This is a genomic window from Pseudoxanthomonas sacheonensis, from assembly GCF_010093305.1.
Taxonomy (GTDB): Bacteria; Pseudomonadota; Gammaproteobacteria; order Xanthomonadales; family Xanthomonadaceae; genus Pseudoxanthomonas_A; species Pseudoxanthomonas_A sacheonensis.
Genome location: NZ_PDWS01000002.1, coordinates 127,908 through 142,881, shown reverse-complemented (window position 1 = coordinate 142,881; position 14,974 = coordinate 127,908). Strand labels below are relative to the sequence as shown.

General features: G+C 64.3%; 15 protein-coding genes. 12 read left to right on the top strand and 3 right to left on the bottom strand.

From position 1 onward, the window contains the following. Nucleotides 1–118 precede the first annotated feature (118 nt). The 10 genes from CSC73_RS18615 (at nucleotide 119) to CSC73_RS02555 (ending at nucleotide 9,327) form a co-directional block, all read left to right on the top strand. Nucleotides 119–565 (top strand): CopL family metal-binding regulatory protein, encoded by a 447-nt coding sequence (locus tag CSC73_RS18615; protein WP_162456374.1) that lies wholly within the window; start codon nucleotides 119–121, stop codon nucleotides 563–565. 123 nt (nucleotides 566–688) lie between these two features. After that, nucleotides 689–2,587 carry a copper resistance system multicopper oxidase gene (locus tag CSC73_RS02595; RefSeq protein ID WP_130522612.1) on the top strand — a complete coding sequence of 633 codons (1,899 nt, stop codon included), beginning with the start codon at nucleotides 689–691 and terminating at the stop codon, nucleotides 2,585–2,587. Then, complete coding sequence (locus CSC73_RS02590; RefSeq protein WP_163838873.1) at nucleotides 2,584–3,696, top strand: copper resistance protein B; 1,113 nt, start codon at nucleotides 2,584–2,586, stop codon at nucleotides 3,694–3,696. The genes CSC73_RS02595 and CSC73_RS02590 overlap by 4 nt, the downstream gene beginning before the upstream one ends. 47 nt (nucleotides 3,697–3,743) lie before the next feature. After that, nucleotides 3,744–4,586 (top strand): c-type cytochrome, encoded by an 843-nt coding sequence (locus CSC73_RS02585; RefSeq protein WP_130522610.1) that lies wholly within the window; start codon nucleotides 3,744–3,746, stop codon nucleotides 4,584–4,586. Nucleotides 4,587–4,602: 16 nt separating this feature from the next. After that, complete coding sequence (locus tag CSC73_RS02580; RefSeq protein WP_130523040.1) at nucleotides 4,603–5,085, top strand: YybH family protein; 483 nt, start codon at nucleotides 4,603–4,605, stop codon at nucleotides 5,083–5,085. Between the two features lie 10 nt (nucleotides 5,086–5,095). After that, complete coding sequence (locus tag CSC73_RS02575; RefSeq protein WP_130522609.1) at nucleotides 5,096–5,605, top strand: DUF411 domain-containing protein; 510 nt, start codon at nucleotides 5,096–5,098, stop codon at nucleotides 5,603–5,605. Nucleotides 5,606–5,777: 172 nt separating this feature from the next. Continuing rightward, a complete protein-coding gene (locus tag CSC73_RS02570) occupies nucleotides 5,778–6,086 on the top strand; it encodes a hypothetical protein (protein WP_130522608.1) in 309 nt (102 codons plus the stop codon). 15 nt (nucleotides 6,087–6,101) lie between these two features. Further along, the gene (locus tag CSC73_RS02565) at nucleotides 6,102–6,509 is read left to right on the top strand and encodes a heavy metal-responsive transcriptional regulator (RefSeq protein ID WP_130522607.1); all 408 of its coding nucleotides are present in this window, start codon (nucleotides 6,102–6,104) and stop codon (nucleotides 6,507–6,509) included. Beyond that, entirely contained in the window at nucleotides 6,496–9,003 is a 2,508-nt protein-coding gene (locus CSC73_RS02560) for a heavy metal translocating P-type ATPase (protein ID WP_130522606.1), read from the top strand. The genes CSC73_RS02565 and CSC73_RS02560 overlap by 14 nt, the downstream gene beginning before the upstream one ends. Nucleotides 9,004–9,030: 27 nt before the next feature. Next, complete coding sequence (locus tag CSC73_RS02555) at nucleotides 9,031–9,327, top strand: EF-hand domain-containing protein (RefSeq protein ID WP_130522605.1); 297 nt, start codon at nucleotides 9,031–9,033, stop codon at nucleotides 9,325–9,327. An 86-nt stretch (nucleotides 9,328–9,413) separates the two neighbouring features. On the opposite strand, the gene CSC73_RS02550 is transcribed toward CSC73_RS02555, so the two are convergent. After that, nucleotides 9,414–10,082: an arginase family protein gene (locus CSC73_RS02550; RefSeq protein ID WP_205956140.1), complete on the bottom strand. Its 669-nt coding sequence runs from the start codon at nucleotides 10,080–10,082 to the stop codon at nucleotides 9,414–9,416. A 93-nt stretch (nucleotides 10,083–10,175) separates the two neighbouring features. On the opposite strand from CSC73_RS02550, the gene CSC73_RS02545 reads away from it, so the two are divergent. Continuing rightward, on the top strand, nucleotides 10,176–10,388 hold the full coding sequence (locus CSC73_RS02545; protein WP_130522603.1) for a hypothetical protein: 213 nt from the start codon (nucleotides 10,176–10,178) through the stop codon (nucleotides 10,386–10,388). Nucleotides 10,389–10,698: 310 nt separating this feature from the next. Here CSC73_RS02545 and CSC73_RS02540 read toward each other — a convergent pair whose 3' ends face one another. Then, entirely contained in the window at nucleotides 10,699–12,345 is a 1,647-nt protein-coding gene (locus tag CSC73_RS02540) for an NAD+ synthase (protein WP_130522602.1), read from the bottom strand. A gap of 37 nt (nucleotides 12,346–12,382) precedes the next feature. After that, nucleotides 12,383–12,826, bottom strand: coding sequence for a MerR family transcriptional regulator (locus CSC73_RS02535; protein ID WP_130560916.1), 444 nt, complete (start codon nucleotides 12,824–12,826; stop codon nucleotides 12,383–12,385). 192 nt (nucleotides 12,827–13,018) lie between these two features. On the opposite strand from CSC73_RS02535, the gene CSC73_RS02530 reads away from it, so the two are divergent. Continuing rightward, complete coding sequence (locus tag CSC73_RS02530; RefSeq protein ID WP_234852499.1) at nucleotides 13,019–14,971, top strand: cytochrome c/FTR1 family iron permease; 1,953 nt, start codon at nucleotides 13,019–13,021, stop codon at nucleotides 14,969–14,971. Nucleotides 14,972–14,974: the final 3 nt, after the last annotated feature.

Genomic DNA, 14,974 nt, shown 5'->3' with positions numbered 1-14,974 from the left:
AAGGCGAGAACGAACTCCGTTCGGCGACGTAACACTTCGATAACCTGGAAGTGAACTCCAGACTGCTCGTGTCTGGATGTGACTGGCCCGCACTGCCAGACTGGGGTAGAGTATTTGAATGACGTTGCGGTCTGCCCTGTTGCGCGTGATGCTGATCGTTGCCCTGATCCTGAATGGGGCAGGGACGGCAGCTGCGTCCGTCATACTGATGCCTGGCGCTTCACCGGATAGCGTGTCGACGGGACAGACCCGATCACACCCGATGACTGTGGCGATGTCGAGTAGTTCGCCCTGCCACGACATGGCGCAGATGACGGCAGAACGCTCCTCGTCGAATACTGTCGGAGCGCTGCCTGCTGAACAGGCGCAAAAAACCAAGCACTCGACCCCGGATTGCTGCAAGTCCAGTGTCTGCCGATGCGCCTGTACGCAGGCCGTTGCGGCTGCACTCATGACCGTGGCCGCCTTTGGCGTGGGCCCGCTGCACTCGGACGTGGTCCGTCCGCTGTCCCTCCGTCACGCGGATCCCACGTTGCCGCATCTGGTCCGACCTCCCATCGGCTAAGTGTCCCAAGGCGCCTGCGGCGCCCCTTCGCTTGCGTGTGTTTTACCGTGCTGTGAACCGCATGGGATCGCAGGCTGTTCCGGTCTTAACACCGGATCCTCTGGACGCGTTGATGGAGTTTCCATGTTTTCCGAAAAATTCGGCTGGACGGCAGATGGCGCATTCCAGCCATCGCGCCGCCGCTTCGTGCAAGGTCTGGCCGCCGGTGGTGCGGCGCTGGGGTTGGGGTTGTGGCCCAAGAACAGCTGGGCGCTGAAAGGCCCCGGCAACGCCAACGTCCTGGCCGGCACCGACTTCGATCTGACCATCGGCGAAACCCCGATGGACTTCACCGGGCGTGTGCGGCCGGCGATCACTGTGAACGGCTCGCTGCCGGCACCGATCCTGCGCTGGCGTGAAGGCACCACGGTGAACCTGCGCGTGGCGAACGCGTTACCCACCGGCTCGATCCACGGCAATGAAACCTCGATCCATTGGCACGGCATCATCCTGCCGGCCAACATGGACGGCGTGCCAGGGCTGAGTTTCAACGGCATCGCCCGTGGCGAGGCGTATCAATACCGTTTTACGGTCAACCAGGGCGGTACCTACTGGTACCACAGCCATTCGGCGTTCCAGGAACAGGCCGGCTTGTACGGGCCGCTGATCATCGATCCGATCGCACCGGAACCCTTCGCCTACGATCGAGACTACGTGGTCATGCTGTCCGACTGGACCGACATGGATCCGACACGGCTGTTCGCGCGGCTGAAGAAGATGTCGATGTACGACAACTACTACATGCGCACCGTCGGGGACTTCTTCAACGATGCAAAGCGCGATGGCGTGGCCGCCACGGTCGAGGATCGCAAGATGTGGGGGCAGATGCGCATGTCGCCGACTGACCTGTCGGACGTCAACGCGAACACCTACACCTATCTGATGAACGGCACCACGGCGTTGGGCAATTGGACCGGTCTGTTCCGCAGCGGGGAAAAGGTGCGGCTGCGTTTCATCAACGGTTCGGCGATGACTTATTTCGACGTGCGCATCCCGGGTCTGAAGATGACCGTGGTCGCCGCCGATGGGCAATACGTGCATCCAGTGACTGTGGACGAATTCCGCATCGCGGTGGCTGAGACCTTTGATGTGATCGTCGAGCCGTCGGGGCAGGATGCCTTCACGATCTTTGCCCAGGATATGGGCCGCACCGGTTACGTGAGCGGCACGCTGGCGGTGCGCGAAGGCCTGCGCGCACCGGTCCCGGCGATCGATCCGCGCCCGTTGCTGACCATGCAGGACATGGGAATGGATCATGGAAGCATGGGCGGCATGGATATGTCCGGCGGCAAGGGCATGGAAATGAGCTGCGGCGCCAACATGGGCATGGCCGGCATGGACCACGGCGCGATGACGCAGGAGTCGAAGCCGGCCAATGCCGATCCGGACGCGGGTCATGACATGGCCGGCATGAAAGGCGGCGCGATGGCGGACATGGACCCCGGGAGCATGGTCACACACCCGGCCAGCGAAACGCGCAACCCGCTGCTCGACAACCAGGCGATGACCGTCAGCTCGCGCCTCGACGATCCGGGCAACGGCCTGCGCGACAACGGCCGCACCGTGCTTAGTTATTCGATGCTCAAGAGCACGTTCGAGGATCCGGATGGCCGCGATCCCGGTCGAGAGATCCAACTGCACCTGACCGGGCACATGGAGAAGTTCGCCTGGGGCTTCAACGGGCAGAAGTTCTCCGAGGTGACGCCATTGCGGCTCAACTACGGCGAGCGCGTACGCATCGTGTTGGTCAACGACACCATGATGACCCATCCGATCCATCTGCACGGCATGTGGAGCGATGTGGAAGACGCCGCCGGCAACTTCATGGTGCGCAAGCACACCGTGGACATGCCGCCAGGCAGCAAGCGTAGTTACCGCGTGCGTGCCGATGCATTGGGCCTGTGGGCTTACCACTGCCACCTGCTCTATCACATGGAGGCAGGCATGATGCGGGCCGTGCAGGTAGGGGAGGGCGTCGCATGAATGCCTTGAAGACCTCACTGCTGGGCATCGCGCTGGCAACGGCACTGCCCGCCGGGGCGCAGGAAATGGACCATTCGAAGATGGCCATGCCGATGTCGCCGTCGACCGAAACCAAGCCGACGGCGAAGAAGCAGCCAGTAGCCGAGCCGGCGCCGAAAATAGCCGCCAAGCCTGCGGTTGCGGATCCCCATGCCGGGCACCCGATGGCACCGGCCACGGCAGCCAAACCTGCCGCGATGCCGATGGATCATTCCAAGATGGACCATGCGATGCCGGAGCCCCCCGCCGAAACCGCACCGCCGATGGACCACGCTGGCATGGGGCATGACATGGCCGGCATGTCGATGGAAGCCATGCCCGGCATGCAGCACGGCGACATGGAGATGGCACCTGGCGAGCCGCGCACGCCGATTCCGCCGATCATCGAAGCCGACCGCGCTGCCGCCATGCCGCCCTCCAAGCACATGGAACACCTCGATAATGCCATCCACAGCTATACGCTACTCAATCGCCTGGAAGGCTGGAATGCCGATCCGGGCAAGGGGCAGGCTTGGGAAGGACAAGGCTGGATCGGCACAGACCTGGACCGCCTGTGGTGGCGCAGCGAAGGCGAGCGGGTCGATGGGCGTACCGAGTCGGCCGATCTGGAAGTGCTTTACGGGCGCAGCGTTTCGACCTGGTGGGACGTGGTCGCCGGCATGCGCCACGACTTCAAGCCCGGCGATTCGCAGAACTTCGTCGCGATCGGCGTGCAGGGCCTGGCGCCATACAAGTTCGAAGTCGAGGCCACGGCCTACATCGGCCAATCCGGGCAAACCGGTGCGCGCCTGGAAGCTGAGTACGAAACGTTGCTGACCAACCGGCTGATCCTGCAGCCGCTGATTGAAGTCAATGTCTACGGCAAGAACGACGCGCGCCGCGGCATCGGTTCCGGCCTGAGCACCGCCGAAGCCGGCGTGCGCCTGCGCTACGAGTTCACCCGGCAATTCGCGCCTTACCTCGGAGTAGTCCATGAACGAGCCTTCGGCCGCACCGCGGATTTGCGCCGTGAAGAAGGTGAAGACGTCAACGACACCCGCTTTGTGGCGGGCATCCGCATCTGGTTCTGATTGGGGAGATCACCATGCCGTTCGTAACACGAAAGTCCCTGCTCGCTATGAGCCTCCTGTCCGGTGTCGCCCTCGTGGGGACGGCCGGTTTCGTCTGGTCGGGCATCTACAACATCGGCGCCGACGACACACACACCAAGCCCGTGTATGCGGTGCTGCAAACGCTGCGCGAGCGCTCGATCGACACCCGCGCGCACAAGCTGCAACTGCCGGCCAACCTCAATGACCCGGCACGCATTCGCCAAGGCGCCGGTAACTACAACGCCATGTGCACGGGTTGCCATCTCGGCCCGGGCATGCAGGAAACCGAACTGAGCAAGGGCCTGTACCCGACGCCGCCCAATCTCGCAAAGGAATCGGTCGATGCAGCCGAAGCGTTCTGGGTGATCAAGCACGGCATCAAGGCCAGCGGCATGCCGGCGTGGGGCAAGAGCATGAATGACGAATACATCTGGAACATGGCCGCCTTCCTGCAGGAATTGCCGAAGCTCAACAAGGCGGGATACGAAACCTTGGTCGCCAGCAGCGGAGGGCACTCGCATGGTGGTGGCGAGAGCGGCGGCCATTCGCATGCGGAGGAGGGCGAGGAGCATGAGCATGCCGAAGGCGAGGGGCACGACGAGATGGCCGGCATGCCGATGAGCGAGGCGAAGCCGCACCCGCATCCTCCGGGCACGCCACCGCACGACGACGCGCCGAAGAACACCAAAGCACCGGCCGGCGGCCAAGTGCATACCCATGCCGATGGCAAGGAGCACGTCCACGCCGCTGCTCCTGCCGCCAAGCCGGCTGTCTCTGCGACAGCCAAGCCGGCGGTCGTCGACCCGCATGCCGGCATGGACATGCCCGAAACCAAACCGGCCAGCGATGGACACGATCACCAACACTGACCGGAGCATTAGTCTCATGATCCATCGAATCGTTTTCCTGACCTTGCTGGCCCTGCCGTTCGCCGCGCAAGCCCATGATCCCGCGCAGCATGCGAAGGCCAGCGAGCCCGCCATCGCCGCCGAAGCGAAGCCTGCTGTCGCTGTCGTGGAAGCCTTCTCGAGTGCATTGCAGGCTGGCGACCTGAAACGCGCCGGCAATTGGTTGGCCGATGATGTGCTGATCTTGGAAAGCGGTGGTGCCGAGCGCTCCAGGACCGAATACCTGGATGGGCATGCCAAGCACGATGCGGAATTCCTGAAAGGCGCGCATGTACAGCTGAAGCAACGCACGGCAAAGGCGGTGGGCGAACTGGCTTGGGTCGGCAGCGAAAGCGAATTGCATGCCAGCAAGGATGGCAAGCCCCTGACCCTGCTCAGTACCGAGACCATGGTGCTCAAGCGTGGGACGCAGGGCTGGCGCATCGTCCACATCCATTGGTCATCGCGACCCAAACGCTGAGGAAGCCGCCATGTTGATTCGTCACGCTTTTCCGATCCTGGTGTTGTTAGGCGGCACTGCCCTGGCGGCCTGCGCCAAGCCGGTTGCAACCGTCGCCGAAGGTACCCGCATATCGCCTGAGGTGCAGGCAACGGCCACGCCAACATTGCCAGTGGTACTGGTGCACAAGAGTCCCACTTGCGGTTGCTGCAACCAATGGGTCGAACACATGCGACAAGCCGGATTCACGGTGCAGGTGGACAACCAGAACGACGTCACCCCGATCAAACAGCGTCTTGGGGTGCCGTATGGCAAGGGGTCGTGCCACACCGCGGAAGTGGCGGGCTACTTCATCGAAGGCCACGTGCCGGCGGAAGACATCAAGCGGTTGCTGGTGCGGAAGCCCGACGTGAAGGGACTGGTGCTTCCCGGCATGCCGGCCGGTTCGCCGGGCATGGAACTGCCGGACGGGCGAACGGAGCCGTACACCGTGGAGCAGGTTGCCCGTGATGGCAGCACACAGGCTTTCGCCCAGCATTGATGCCCATCTTGCCTTAGGACATCCCTGCATGAATGAAGGCGAAATATTTTCCTGAATCCGAGACAAAACGCTTGACCTTGGAGGTAACTCCAAAGTGCAAGCTGGCCTTGTCAGCCAGGGTCACCTAGCTGAAAAACCGAATTCTTCCAGAACTTGTCGCTGGAGACAGATCATGAAAATAGCTTCCCACATCTTTGCAATCAGCGCCGGCTTGCTGTCTCTGGCGCCCCTCACCACGTTGGCCATGGGTCAGTCCACGCCGCACGAAATCCATCTTGCCACGTGCGATCAAAAGGCCGACGAACAGGCCCGCCTCTTGAAGCACCAGTTCGCCCAGCGCGATGTCAATCGCGATGGTCTCCTTGAGGCGGCCGAAACCGACAATCCGCAGATGTCGGCAGCATGCCAGGCCAAGTGCCGAGACCGCATCGACCGCAATCATGACGGCGTCATTGAGGCTGCGGAAATCCGCCACGCCTGACCTTGGAGCCGGGACATGCATATCGGACAACTCGCGAAACAGGCCGGCGTCACGCCGGACACCATCCGCTATTACGAACGGGAAGGCGTCCTGCCATCGCCGGCGCGCCTGGAATCGCGCTACCGCAACTACGGCCAGGACGACGTGGCGCGACTGCAGTTCATCCAGCGCGCCAAGGCGCTCGGTTTCACCCTGGCCGACATCGGCGATCTGCTGAGCCTGTCGGGCGACCGTACTTCCGACATGGCCCAGGTCAGGCAGGCCGCGCAAGCGCGGCTGGCCGGCGTCGAAGCCAAGCTGGCGGAACTGACCCGCCTGCGCGACGGCCTGGTTAGCCTGGTCGATGCCTGTCCGGGTCACGGGGAACTGCAGGGTTGCCCCATCCTAAATGCGCTCGTCGGGGAAACACATGAACACGCCTGATCCTTCCAAACATCCCCACCATCATCACCACGCCGCGGGACAGGGCTGCTGTTCGTCCGATGCGAAGGCGACCGCGCCGGCGCCGGCCGCGCACCACGACCACGATGCGGCGCACGGCTGTTGTTCCAGCAAGAAACCCGATGCCGCGAATGCGGATCCGCTGACCGATCCGGTCTGCGGCATGCAGGTCGACCCCGCCACTACGCCGCACCACGCCAGTCACGCGGGCAACGAATATCACTTCTGTTCGGCGCGTTGCCGCGAGAAGTTCGTCGCCGAACCGGCCAAGTACCTTGCACCGAAACCCGAGGTGCCGGCAGCGATGCCGAAGGGCACGATCTATATCTGCCCCATGCATCCGCAAATCCGCCAGGAAGGGCCGGGCACGTGTCCGATCTGCGGCATGGCGCTGGAACCTGAAATGCCCAGCCTGGACGAGGAAGAGAATCCTGAGCTGAGCGATTTCAGTCATCGCTTTTGGTGGTCACTGCCGCTCAGCGTGGTCGTGCTGGTACTGGCCATGTTCGGCCATCGCATCCCCGGCCTGTCCACGCAGGCGCGCACTTGGCTGGAACTCGCGTTGAGTGCGCCGGTCGTGTTGTGGGCCGGCTGGCCGTTCTTCGAACGCTGCGTACAGTCGATCCGCAACCGCAGCCCGAACATGTTCACGTTGATCGGCGTGGGAGTGGCCGCTGCCTTCGGCTACAGCGTGGTGGCGACGCTCGTGCCCGGCGTCTTCCCGGATTCCTTCCGCGAACACGGCCGCGTCGGCGTGTATTTCGAAGCGGCAGCGGTGATCGTGTCGCTGACCCTGTTGGGCCAGTTGCTGGAATTGCGCGCACGTTCGAAGACCTCGGCCGCGATCAAGGCATTGCTGGGATTGGCGCCGAAGACCGCACGACGCATCAACGATCGTGGCGATGAAGAAGACGTGCCGCTCGAACACGTGCATGTCGGCGACCGCCTGCGCGTGCGTCCGGGCGAGAAGGTGCCGGTCGATGGCGTCGTGCTGGAAGGGCGCTCGAACCTCGACGAATCGATGCTGACCGGCGAGCCAATCCCGGTGGAAAAAACCGCAGACAGCCGCGTGATCGGCGCCACGATCAATGGCACCGGCAGCCTGGTGATTCGCGCAGAGAAGATCGGTTCTGACACCGTGCTGGCGCAGATTGTGCAACTGGTCACGCAGGCGCAGCGTTCGCGCGCACCGATGCAGCGCATGGCCGACAAGGTCGCGTTCTGGTTCGTGTTGGCGGTATTCGGCGTGGCCTTGGCGACGTTCTTCGGCTGGGGCCTGTTCGGACCGGAGCCGTCGTGGACCTATGCTGTGCTCAACGCCGTGTCGGTGCTGATCATCGCCTGTCCGTGCGCGCTGGGACTGGCCACGCCGATGTCGATCATGGTCGCCACCGGTCGCGCCGCGCACGCCGGCGTGCTGTTCCGCGATGCGGAAGCGATCGAGAACCTGCGCAGGATCGATACGTTGGTCGTCGACAAGACCGGTACGTTGACCGAAGGCAAACCGGCGTTCCAGGACAGCCTGACTATGGACGGCTTCAATGCCGACCAAGTGCTGCAATGGGCGGCCAGTCTGGAGCAGGGCAGCGAACATCCGTTGGCCGAGGCGATCGTCGCCGAAGCCCGGCGTCGTGGCGTTACGCTGACGCCAGCCGAAGATTTCGACTCAGTGACGGGGCAGGGCGTGCGCGGTCGCGTCGAAGGCCAAGATATGGTCCTCGGCAACCAGGCGCTGATGGCATCCGTTGGCGCCGACGTCGCGCCGTTGGCCGATGCAGTGGAACGTTTGCGCGGGCAGGGCGCGAGCGTGATGTACCTGGCTTCCGGCGGTCGCCTGGCCGGCGCCATCGCCGTGGCTGATCCGGTCAAGCCGACCACGCTGCCGGCGCTCAACGAATTGCGCGCCGCGGGCCTGCATATCGTCATGGCCTCGGGCGACGCGCAAGCCACCGCGGAAGCGGTCGGCCGCACGCTCGGTATCGACGACGTGCGCGGCAACGTCAAGCCGCAGGACAAGGCGGAATTGGTGCAGGCATTGAAGGCGCAGGGCAAGCGGGTGGCGATGGCCGGCGACGGTATCAACGACGCGCCGGCGCTGGCCGCCGCCGATGTCGGCATCGCAATGGGCACCGGCACCGACGTGGCCATGTCCAGTGCGCAGGTGACTCTGGTCAAGGGCGACCTGCGGCGGATCCTGCAGGCGCGGGCGATTTCCGAAGAAACCGTCGCCAACATGAAGCAGAACCTCGGCTTCGCCTTCCTCTACAACGCCATCGGCGTGCCGGTGGCCGCAGGCGTGTTGTACCCGGCCTTCGGCTTGCTGCTCAGCCCGATGATCGCCGCGCTGGCGATGAGCCTGAGTTCAGTATCGGTGGTTGCCAACGCGCTTCGCCTTGCGCGGATGCCGACTGCCGAACCCGCTACCACCACTACGCTCCGTCCCGCCGGGTCCGCGGGCGGCTCGTCCTGTCACTAAGGTCCCACTTTCCACTGGAGTAGAACGATGAAAACGATGATTTCCCTATTGGCGGCATCCTTGTTCTTTGCGGGCACCGCGATGGCACAAACGACGGCACCAGCGCAGAACCATGGCCAGATGGATCACGGCAAGATGAACCATGGTGCGATGAAGATGGATGCCAAGCCGGACGAGTTCACCACGCTTGATACGGACAAGAATGGCACGCTGTCCAAGGCCGAGTTGGCCAAGCACCGCCTCGGCCCGCATTTCGGCATGCTGGATGCCAACAAGGATGGTCGCCTGAGCCCGAAAGAGTTCGCCGCCGGCAAAGGCATGTGACGCTTTGCGGTGAACGGGTTTCGGTAGCGGTTGCGGCCGAAGCCGAAACCCGTCTTCCACGATACGGCTCAGCGGCGACCGACGACTCAGTGGATGAGTCGTGCTGCCACGCGCGCGGTCGCGTTGTCGATGTCCAGTGGTGGCGACAATTCGGCACACGTCCATGATAGCGCGTCGTCCTGGATATGGCGCGCGTCGACCCTGTCGGCCACGGCGAACAAGTCTGGCGTATTGCTCGTTCGACTGACGCCAAGGCAGTGGTAGCGAACGTCGTGGCCCAGGCGTCGCGCGTCCTCGATGGCTTGCAGGAACGGCGTGCCGGAACTGGCGCGCGGTTGTTCGCGTAGGTCGAAGTGTGCATCGAAATTGAAGATGCCGATACGTTGCCGCGCGTTCGCCAGATGCGAAGCCAGGCCGGAATAGCTTGCATAAACGATTTCGTGTCCGCCGCCCATGCCGACGACGAAGTGACCGGCGTCGAGCAGGGCCTTGGCGCGTTCGGCATAACGGGCCTGCGCGTCATCGAGTGCTTCGCCTTCGCAGGCTACGTCGCCGGCGTCATACAGCGCGCTGGCGTGCAGCACCGGCAGGTTGGCCAGCATTTTCCGCAACGCAAGCGGCCCTTGCATCGCACCCATTCGGCCCGAATTGCGGCGGATGCCTTCATCGCTGGCCAAACCCATCAGGGCGACGCCCGGCGAACCGGATTCGTCCGCCTTGCGCACCACCTGGTGCCACCGGCGCGTGTCCGCCAAGCCCGGCGGGTCGATGCGGCCATGCCCAGATGCCAGTTATTTCAGTTGCCTTGAAAGGGCAGGTCGAGGAGCTCCAATTTCACCTGGCACCTGGTGATTTCGGAAGCCGCCGAATGCGACGATGCGCTGTTGCAGGGACTGGTGCACGAGGCGGCGTCCCATCATCTGCTGCAAGGCCATCCCGACCTGCAATCGTGCGATTTCTATTTGTGTGGCCCCCCGGCGATGCTGTCGGCTACCCGCCACATGCTGGCGGAACTGGAGGTTCCGGAAAGCCACGTGGCTTTCGATGATTTCAAGATCTGAGTGATGCGATCAACTAGCGGGCGGCTTTCGTCGCCCAACCGCGATGGGTCGCCCGCCGGTTTGAACACTGACGGCGTGGCCGTCGCGATCAGCACGGCCAGTGCGGCGCCGACATCCACGACTAACTGCGTGAGGATCGTGGGGAGCTTGACAAAGCCCGATTGAGTAGCTGGTTTGCTCACCGTTGTTCCTCGGGCTAGGCACGTTTTCGGGACGGCGCGAGGATGGTCAGCATCTGAATGCCACGCGGTTCAAGGTGCGGAAAGGGCGGGTGGCGGTTCCGAGGTAGCGGTTAACGTTGCTCGTGGGATCACGGTGTGGGGAACACCTGAGCATAGGCATTGGTGATCGGGTAACGCCGTTCGCGTCCAAACGCCCGGCGCGAGATCTTCGGTCCCGGCGCCGCCTGCTGCCGCTTCCATTCGTGGCGGTGCACCAGCTCCAGCACCGGGTCGACAACGAAAGCGGCGAATCCGGCCGCCAGGATCTCCTCGCGCGACTGCTCCTGATCGATGTGGCGGAACAGGATTGCGTCGAGTACGTCGTAGGGCGGCAACGTGTCCTGATCGGTCTGATGCTCGCGCAGTTCTGCCGTCGGCGGCCGGGCGATCACCTCGGGTGGAATGACCGGTGCGCCGCCCACGGTATTGCGCCAGCGTGCCAGTGCGATCACCTCGGTCTTGTACACGTCCTTGAGCGGGGCATAGCCGCCGCACATGTCGCCGTAGATCGTGGTGTAGCCGACCGCGTACTCGCTCTTGTTGCCAGTGGTCAGCAGCAACCCGCCAAGCTTGTTGCTCAGCGCCATCAGCACCGCGCCGCGCGCGCGAGATTGCAGGTTCTCTTCGGTCGCATCGATCGTCGTACCCGCGAACAGACCACTGAGCGTGTCGAGGTAGCCCTGAAACGGTGCGTCGATCGGCACCGTCCGTAGTGCCACGCCCAGGGCCGCGCATTGCGCGGCGGCCAGATCGTTGCTCAACGCACTGGTGTAGCGCGATGGCAGGCGCACGGCGGTGACCCGGTCGGCGCCGAGCGCATCGACGGCCATCGCCAGCACGACCGCCGAATCCAGTCCGCCGGACAGGCCGACCCAGACCCGATCGAAGCCGTTCTTGCTGCAGTAGTCCGTTAGCCCCCGCACGATTGCCCGCCAGGCGACCGCGTCGCGGCCGACATCGGTGTCGATCGGCCACGCGACTGGGGTAAAGCTACGTGAATGCGGATCGAAATCAGCAACCAGTGCGTGTTCCTCGAAGGCAATGGCCGCCGGGTGTACGTGGCCATTGGCGTCGGCGAGCAGGGACGCGCCATCGAACACGATCGCATCCTGGCCACCGACGACATTGACGTATGCGAGCGCGACTTGGTTCGCGCGGGCGCGCTCGGCGAGCAGTGCATCGCGCTCAGCATGTTTGTCGCGCTCGAATGGCGAAGCATTCGGGATCAGGATCAGCTGAGCGCCGGCCGCGACGGTTTCAAACGTGGGCTCCAATCCCCACAAGTCCTGACAAATCATCGCGCCCACGGTGACGCCGTTGACGTCGAAGACGCATGGCCCACCATCGGGATCGACAGCGAAGTAACGCCGCTCATCAAAGACCGCGTAATTGGGTAGATCGCGCTTGCGATAGGTCGTGGTAACGGCGCCTTCACGCAGCACACTCAGTGCGTTGTAGACCACAGCGCCGACAGCTTCCGGCCAGCCCACTACGGCCACGATCCCAGTGACCTCTTGCGCGACGCGGTGCAACGTGGCGACGCAGTCGGACAGGAACTGCGGTCGTAGCAGCAGATCCTCGGGCGGATAGCCGCTGACTGTGAGTTCGGGAAAGAGCACCAAGTCGGCGCGGTAGAGATCGCGCGCCTCGGCGATCCGTTCGGCAATGCGAGCGGCATTGCCGTCGAGGTCTCCGACCGGAAAGTCCGCCTGGACCAATGCGATGCGCAGGCTCATGCGCGGTTTCGGTCATTGCATCGGGCTGCGGGACGCTTCACGCTTGCCTGGTCCGACGCACATTTGCTGCTTTCTCTGTCCGCTTGGCCGGCGGTGGTTCGCGCAAGGTGGCCAGGATCGAACATTGGCCGCGGGCGCCGCCCGAACACGCGTTGATCGTGCGGTCCAGTTCGCGGGCGATGCGGTTGAGTTCGCGGACCTTGCTACGGACATCGGCCAGATGCTCGCGGGCGATGGCATCGATCTCGGCGCAGGACAACATGCGGTTGTGCTCCAACCGCAACAGACTGCGGATCTCGTCCAGGCTGAAGCCCAGGTTGCGGCTGCGGGTGATGAAGCGCAGCCGATCCACCTCCTCGTCGCGGTACTCGCGGTAACCGCTGGCGGTCCGGTGCGGTTTGGGCATGAGCCCCACGCGCTCGTAATAGCGGATGGTTTCCAGATGGCAGCCGCTGGATTCGGCCGCTTCGCTGATCTTCATCGACGCCTCTTGACCCTATAGCGGCTACGGACTTTACCCTGTGGGGCCTACGGGTGCTATGCCCTGCAACAACGAAGTCGCCATGCCAGGGAATACAGCCGCTTGACTCTGTAGGTGGTACGGGGTTTACCCTGTGCAATTGCAACTGGTTCCCATTCCCGTTTTCGACTCTCTCCCATCCAGGCGCTTCCCGTGACGAACTCCTTTTGCCGTGGCTTGCTGATCGCGTTGTTGGCCTCGATGTGCCTGCCGGTCTTTGGGGCCCCCACGTCGGCAGTGAATCCGCGCCAGACCTGGCAATTGCTGGACTATGTGGCTGTCGACTACAGCGCGGCCGTGCAAGCCGGACGCGTCGTGTCCGAGGCCGAGTACGCAGAGATGCGCGAGTTTGCAGGCGCCGTGCGGAGCCAATTGGCGGTGCTGCCGACCACGCCGGGCCAAGCGGCGCTGATCGGCCAGGCGGATCAACTGGTCGCAGCCGTCGAGGGTAAGGCCGATGCTGGGCACGTCGCCTCGTTGGCGCACCAGTTGGCAGACGGCCTGCTGGCCAGCTATCCGGTGGGTGCCGTGCCGGCGACGCCTCCTGATCCTGCCCACGGCGCGGATCTGTACGCCGCGCAGTGTGCCGCTTGCCACGGCCCGTCAGGCGCTGGCGACGGGCCGGCCGCGGCGAGCCTGGATCCGCCCCCGATCGCCTTCACCGATGCCACCCGCGCCGCCCGGCGCACGCCCTTCGCCTTGTACGAGGCGATCTCGCAAGGCATCCAGGGCACGGCCATGACCAGCTTCGCGTCGCTGCCCGAGGCTGATCGCTGGGCGTTGGCGTTCCATGTCGGCAGCTTGGCGCATTCGCCGCAGGCGCGGGCCGAGGGTGAAACCCTGTGGCGCGAGGATCCCGCCTGGCGCCAGCGCATTCCCACGCTGGAAGCGCTGACCCGCACCAGCGAGGCGGATCTGGTGGCCGCCGGCAGCGAGGCGGCACAAGCGCGGGCGATCGTTGCCTACCTGCGCGCGCACCCGCAGGCGCTGCAGCACCCGGCGTCAGGCGTGGCGGCCGGGCCGTTCACGCTGGCCCGCCAACGCATGGCCGAAAGCCTCAGCGCCTACGAGGCCGGCGATGCCGTGCAGGCGAAGACCGCGGCCTTGTCGGCGTACCTGGATGGGGTGGAGCCGGTCGAACCCACGCTCGCCGCCCGCGACAACGCGCTGATGCGGGAGCTGGAAACGACGATGGCGCGCTATCGCGACATGATCGGCCGGCGCGTGCCGGTGGCCGACGCGACCGTGCAGGCCGCGCAGGTCACCGGACTCTTCGACCGCGCCGAGGGCGTGCTGCAGGACGCGCATACCGATCGCACCACGGCGTTCCTCGGCAGCTTCACCATCCTGTTGCGCGAAGGCATTGAGGCGTTGTTGATCGTGATCGGCATGATCGCCTTTCTGCGCAAGGCCGAGCGCCGCGAGGTCCTGCCGGCGGTGCACGCCGGCTGGATCGGCGCGTTGCTGGCGGGCGTGGCGACCTGGGCGATCGCCACCCACCTGGTCGATGTGAGCGGCGCCAATCGCGAGGTGACTGAAGGCGTCTCCGCATTGTTCGCTGCCGCGGTGCTGCTGAGCGTGGGGATTTGGATGCACCAGAAGAGCCTGGCCGGCCGCTGGCAACAGTATCTGCACGCCAAGGTGTCGGCGGCGCTGACGCGACGCTCGGCGGTGTTCCTGTTCCTGCTGGCCTTCGTCGCGGTCTATCGCGAAGTGTTCGAAACGATCTTGTTCTTCATCGCGATGTGGAGCCAGGAGAACAGCACCGCGATTCTCGGCGGACTAGTGGCGGGCTGCGTCGTGCTCGCGGCGGTCGCCTATTGGATGCTGCGCATGAGCAAGCGTTTGCCAATCGGCCAGTTCTTCTCGATCAGCTCGATCCTGATTGCGGTGCTCGCGGTTGTGCTCGTTGGCAAGGGCGTGGCGGCGCTGCAGGAGGCCGGCTGGATAGGCCAGGCCCTGGTCGCTGCTCCGAGAATCGATTGGCTCGGCGTGTATCCGTCCTGGCAGTCGCTGCTAGCGCAAGTGACTGTCGCGGTCATCGCCATCGGCGGCTTCTACTTCAACGCCCGCACCTCGCGCGTGTCCGCACGAGTGGAACAATGAGGC

Coding starts and splice junctions, on each gene's coding strand:
- CSC73_RS02575 (WP_130522609.1), top strand. CDS start 5,096: ATGTTGATTCGTCACGCTTTTCCGATCCTGGTGTTGTTAGGCGGCACT.
- CSC73_RS02590 (WP_163838873.1), top strand. CDS start 2,584: ATGAATGCCTTGAAGACCTCACTGCTGGGCATCGCGCTGGCAACGGCA.
- CSC73_RS02595 (WP_130522612.1), top strand. CDS start 689: ATGTTTTCCGAAAAATTCGGCTGGACGGCAGATGGCGCATTCCAGCCA.
- CSC73_RS02560 (WP_130522606.1), top strand. CDS start 6,496: ATGAACACGCCTGATCCTTCCAAACATCCCCACCATCATCACCACGCC.
- CSC73_RS02555 (WP_130522605.1), top strand. CDS start 9,031: ATGAAAACGATGATTTCCCTATTGGCGGCATCCTTGTTCTTTGCGGGC.
- CSC73_RS02565 (WP_130522607.1), top strand. CDS start 6,102: ATGCATATCGGACAACTCGCGAAACAGGCCGGCGTCACGCCGGACACC.
- CSC73_RS02540 (WP_130522602.1), bottom strand. CDS start 12,345: ATGAGCCTGCGCATCGCATTGGTCCAGGCGGACTTTCCGGTCGGAGAC.
- CSC73_RS02570 (WP_130522608.1), top strand. CDS start 5,778: ATGAAAATAGCTTCCCACATCTTTGCAATCAGCGCCGGCTTGCTGTCT.
- CSC73_RS02580 (WP_130523040.1), top strand. CDS start 4,603: ATGATCCATCGAATCGTTTTCCTGACCTTGCTGGCCCTGCCGTTCGCC.
- CSC73_RS02585 (WP_130522610.1), top strand. CDS start 3,744: ATGAGCCTCCTGTCCGGTGTCGCCCTCGTGGGGACGGCCGGTTTCGTC.
- CSC73_RS02535 (WP_130560916.1), bottom strand. CDS start 12,826: ATGAAGATCAGCGAAGCGGCCGAATCCAGCGGCTGCCATCTGGAAACC.
- CSC73_RS18615 (WP_162456374.1), top strand. CDS start 119: ATGACGTTGCGGTCTGCCCTGTTGCGCGTGATGCTGATCGTTGCCCTG.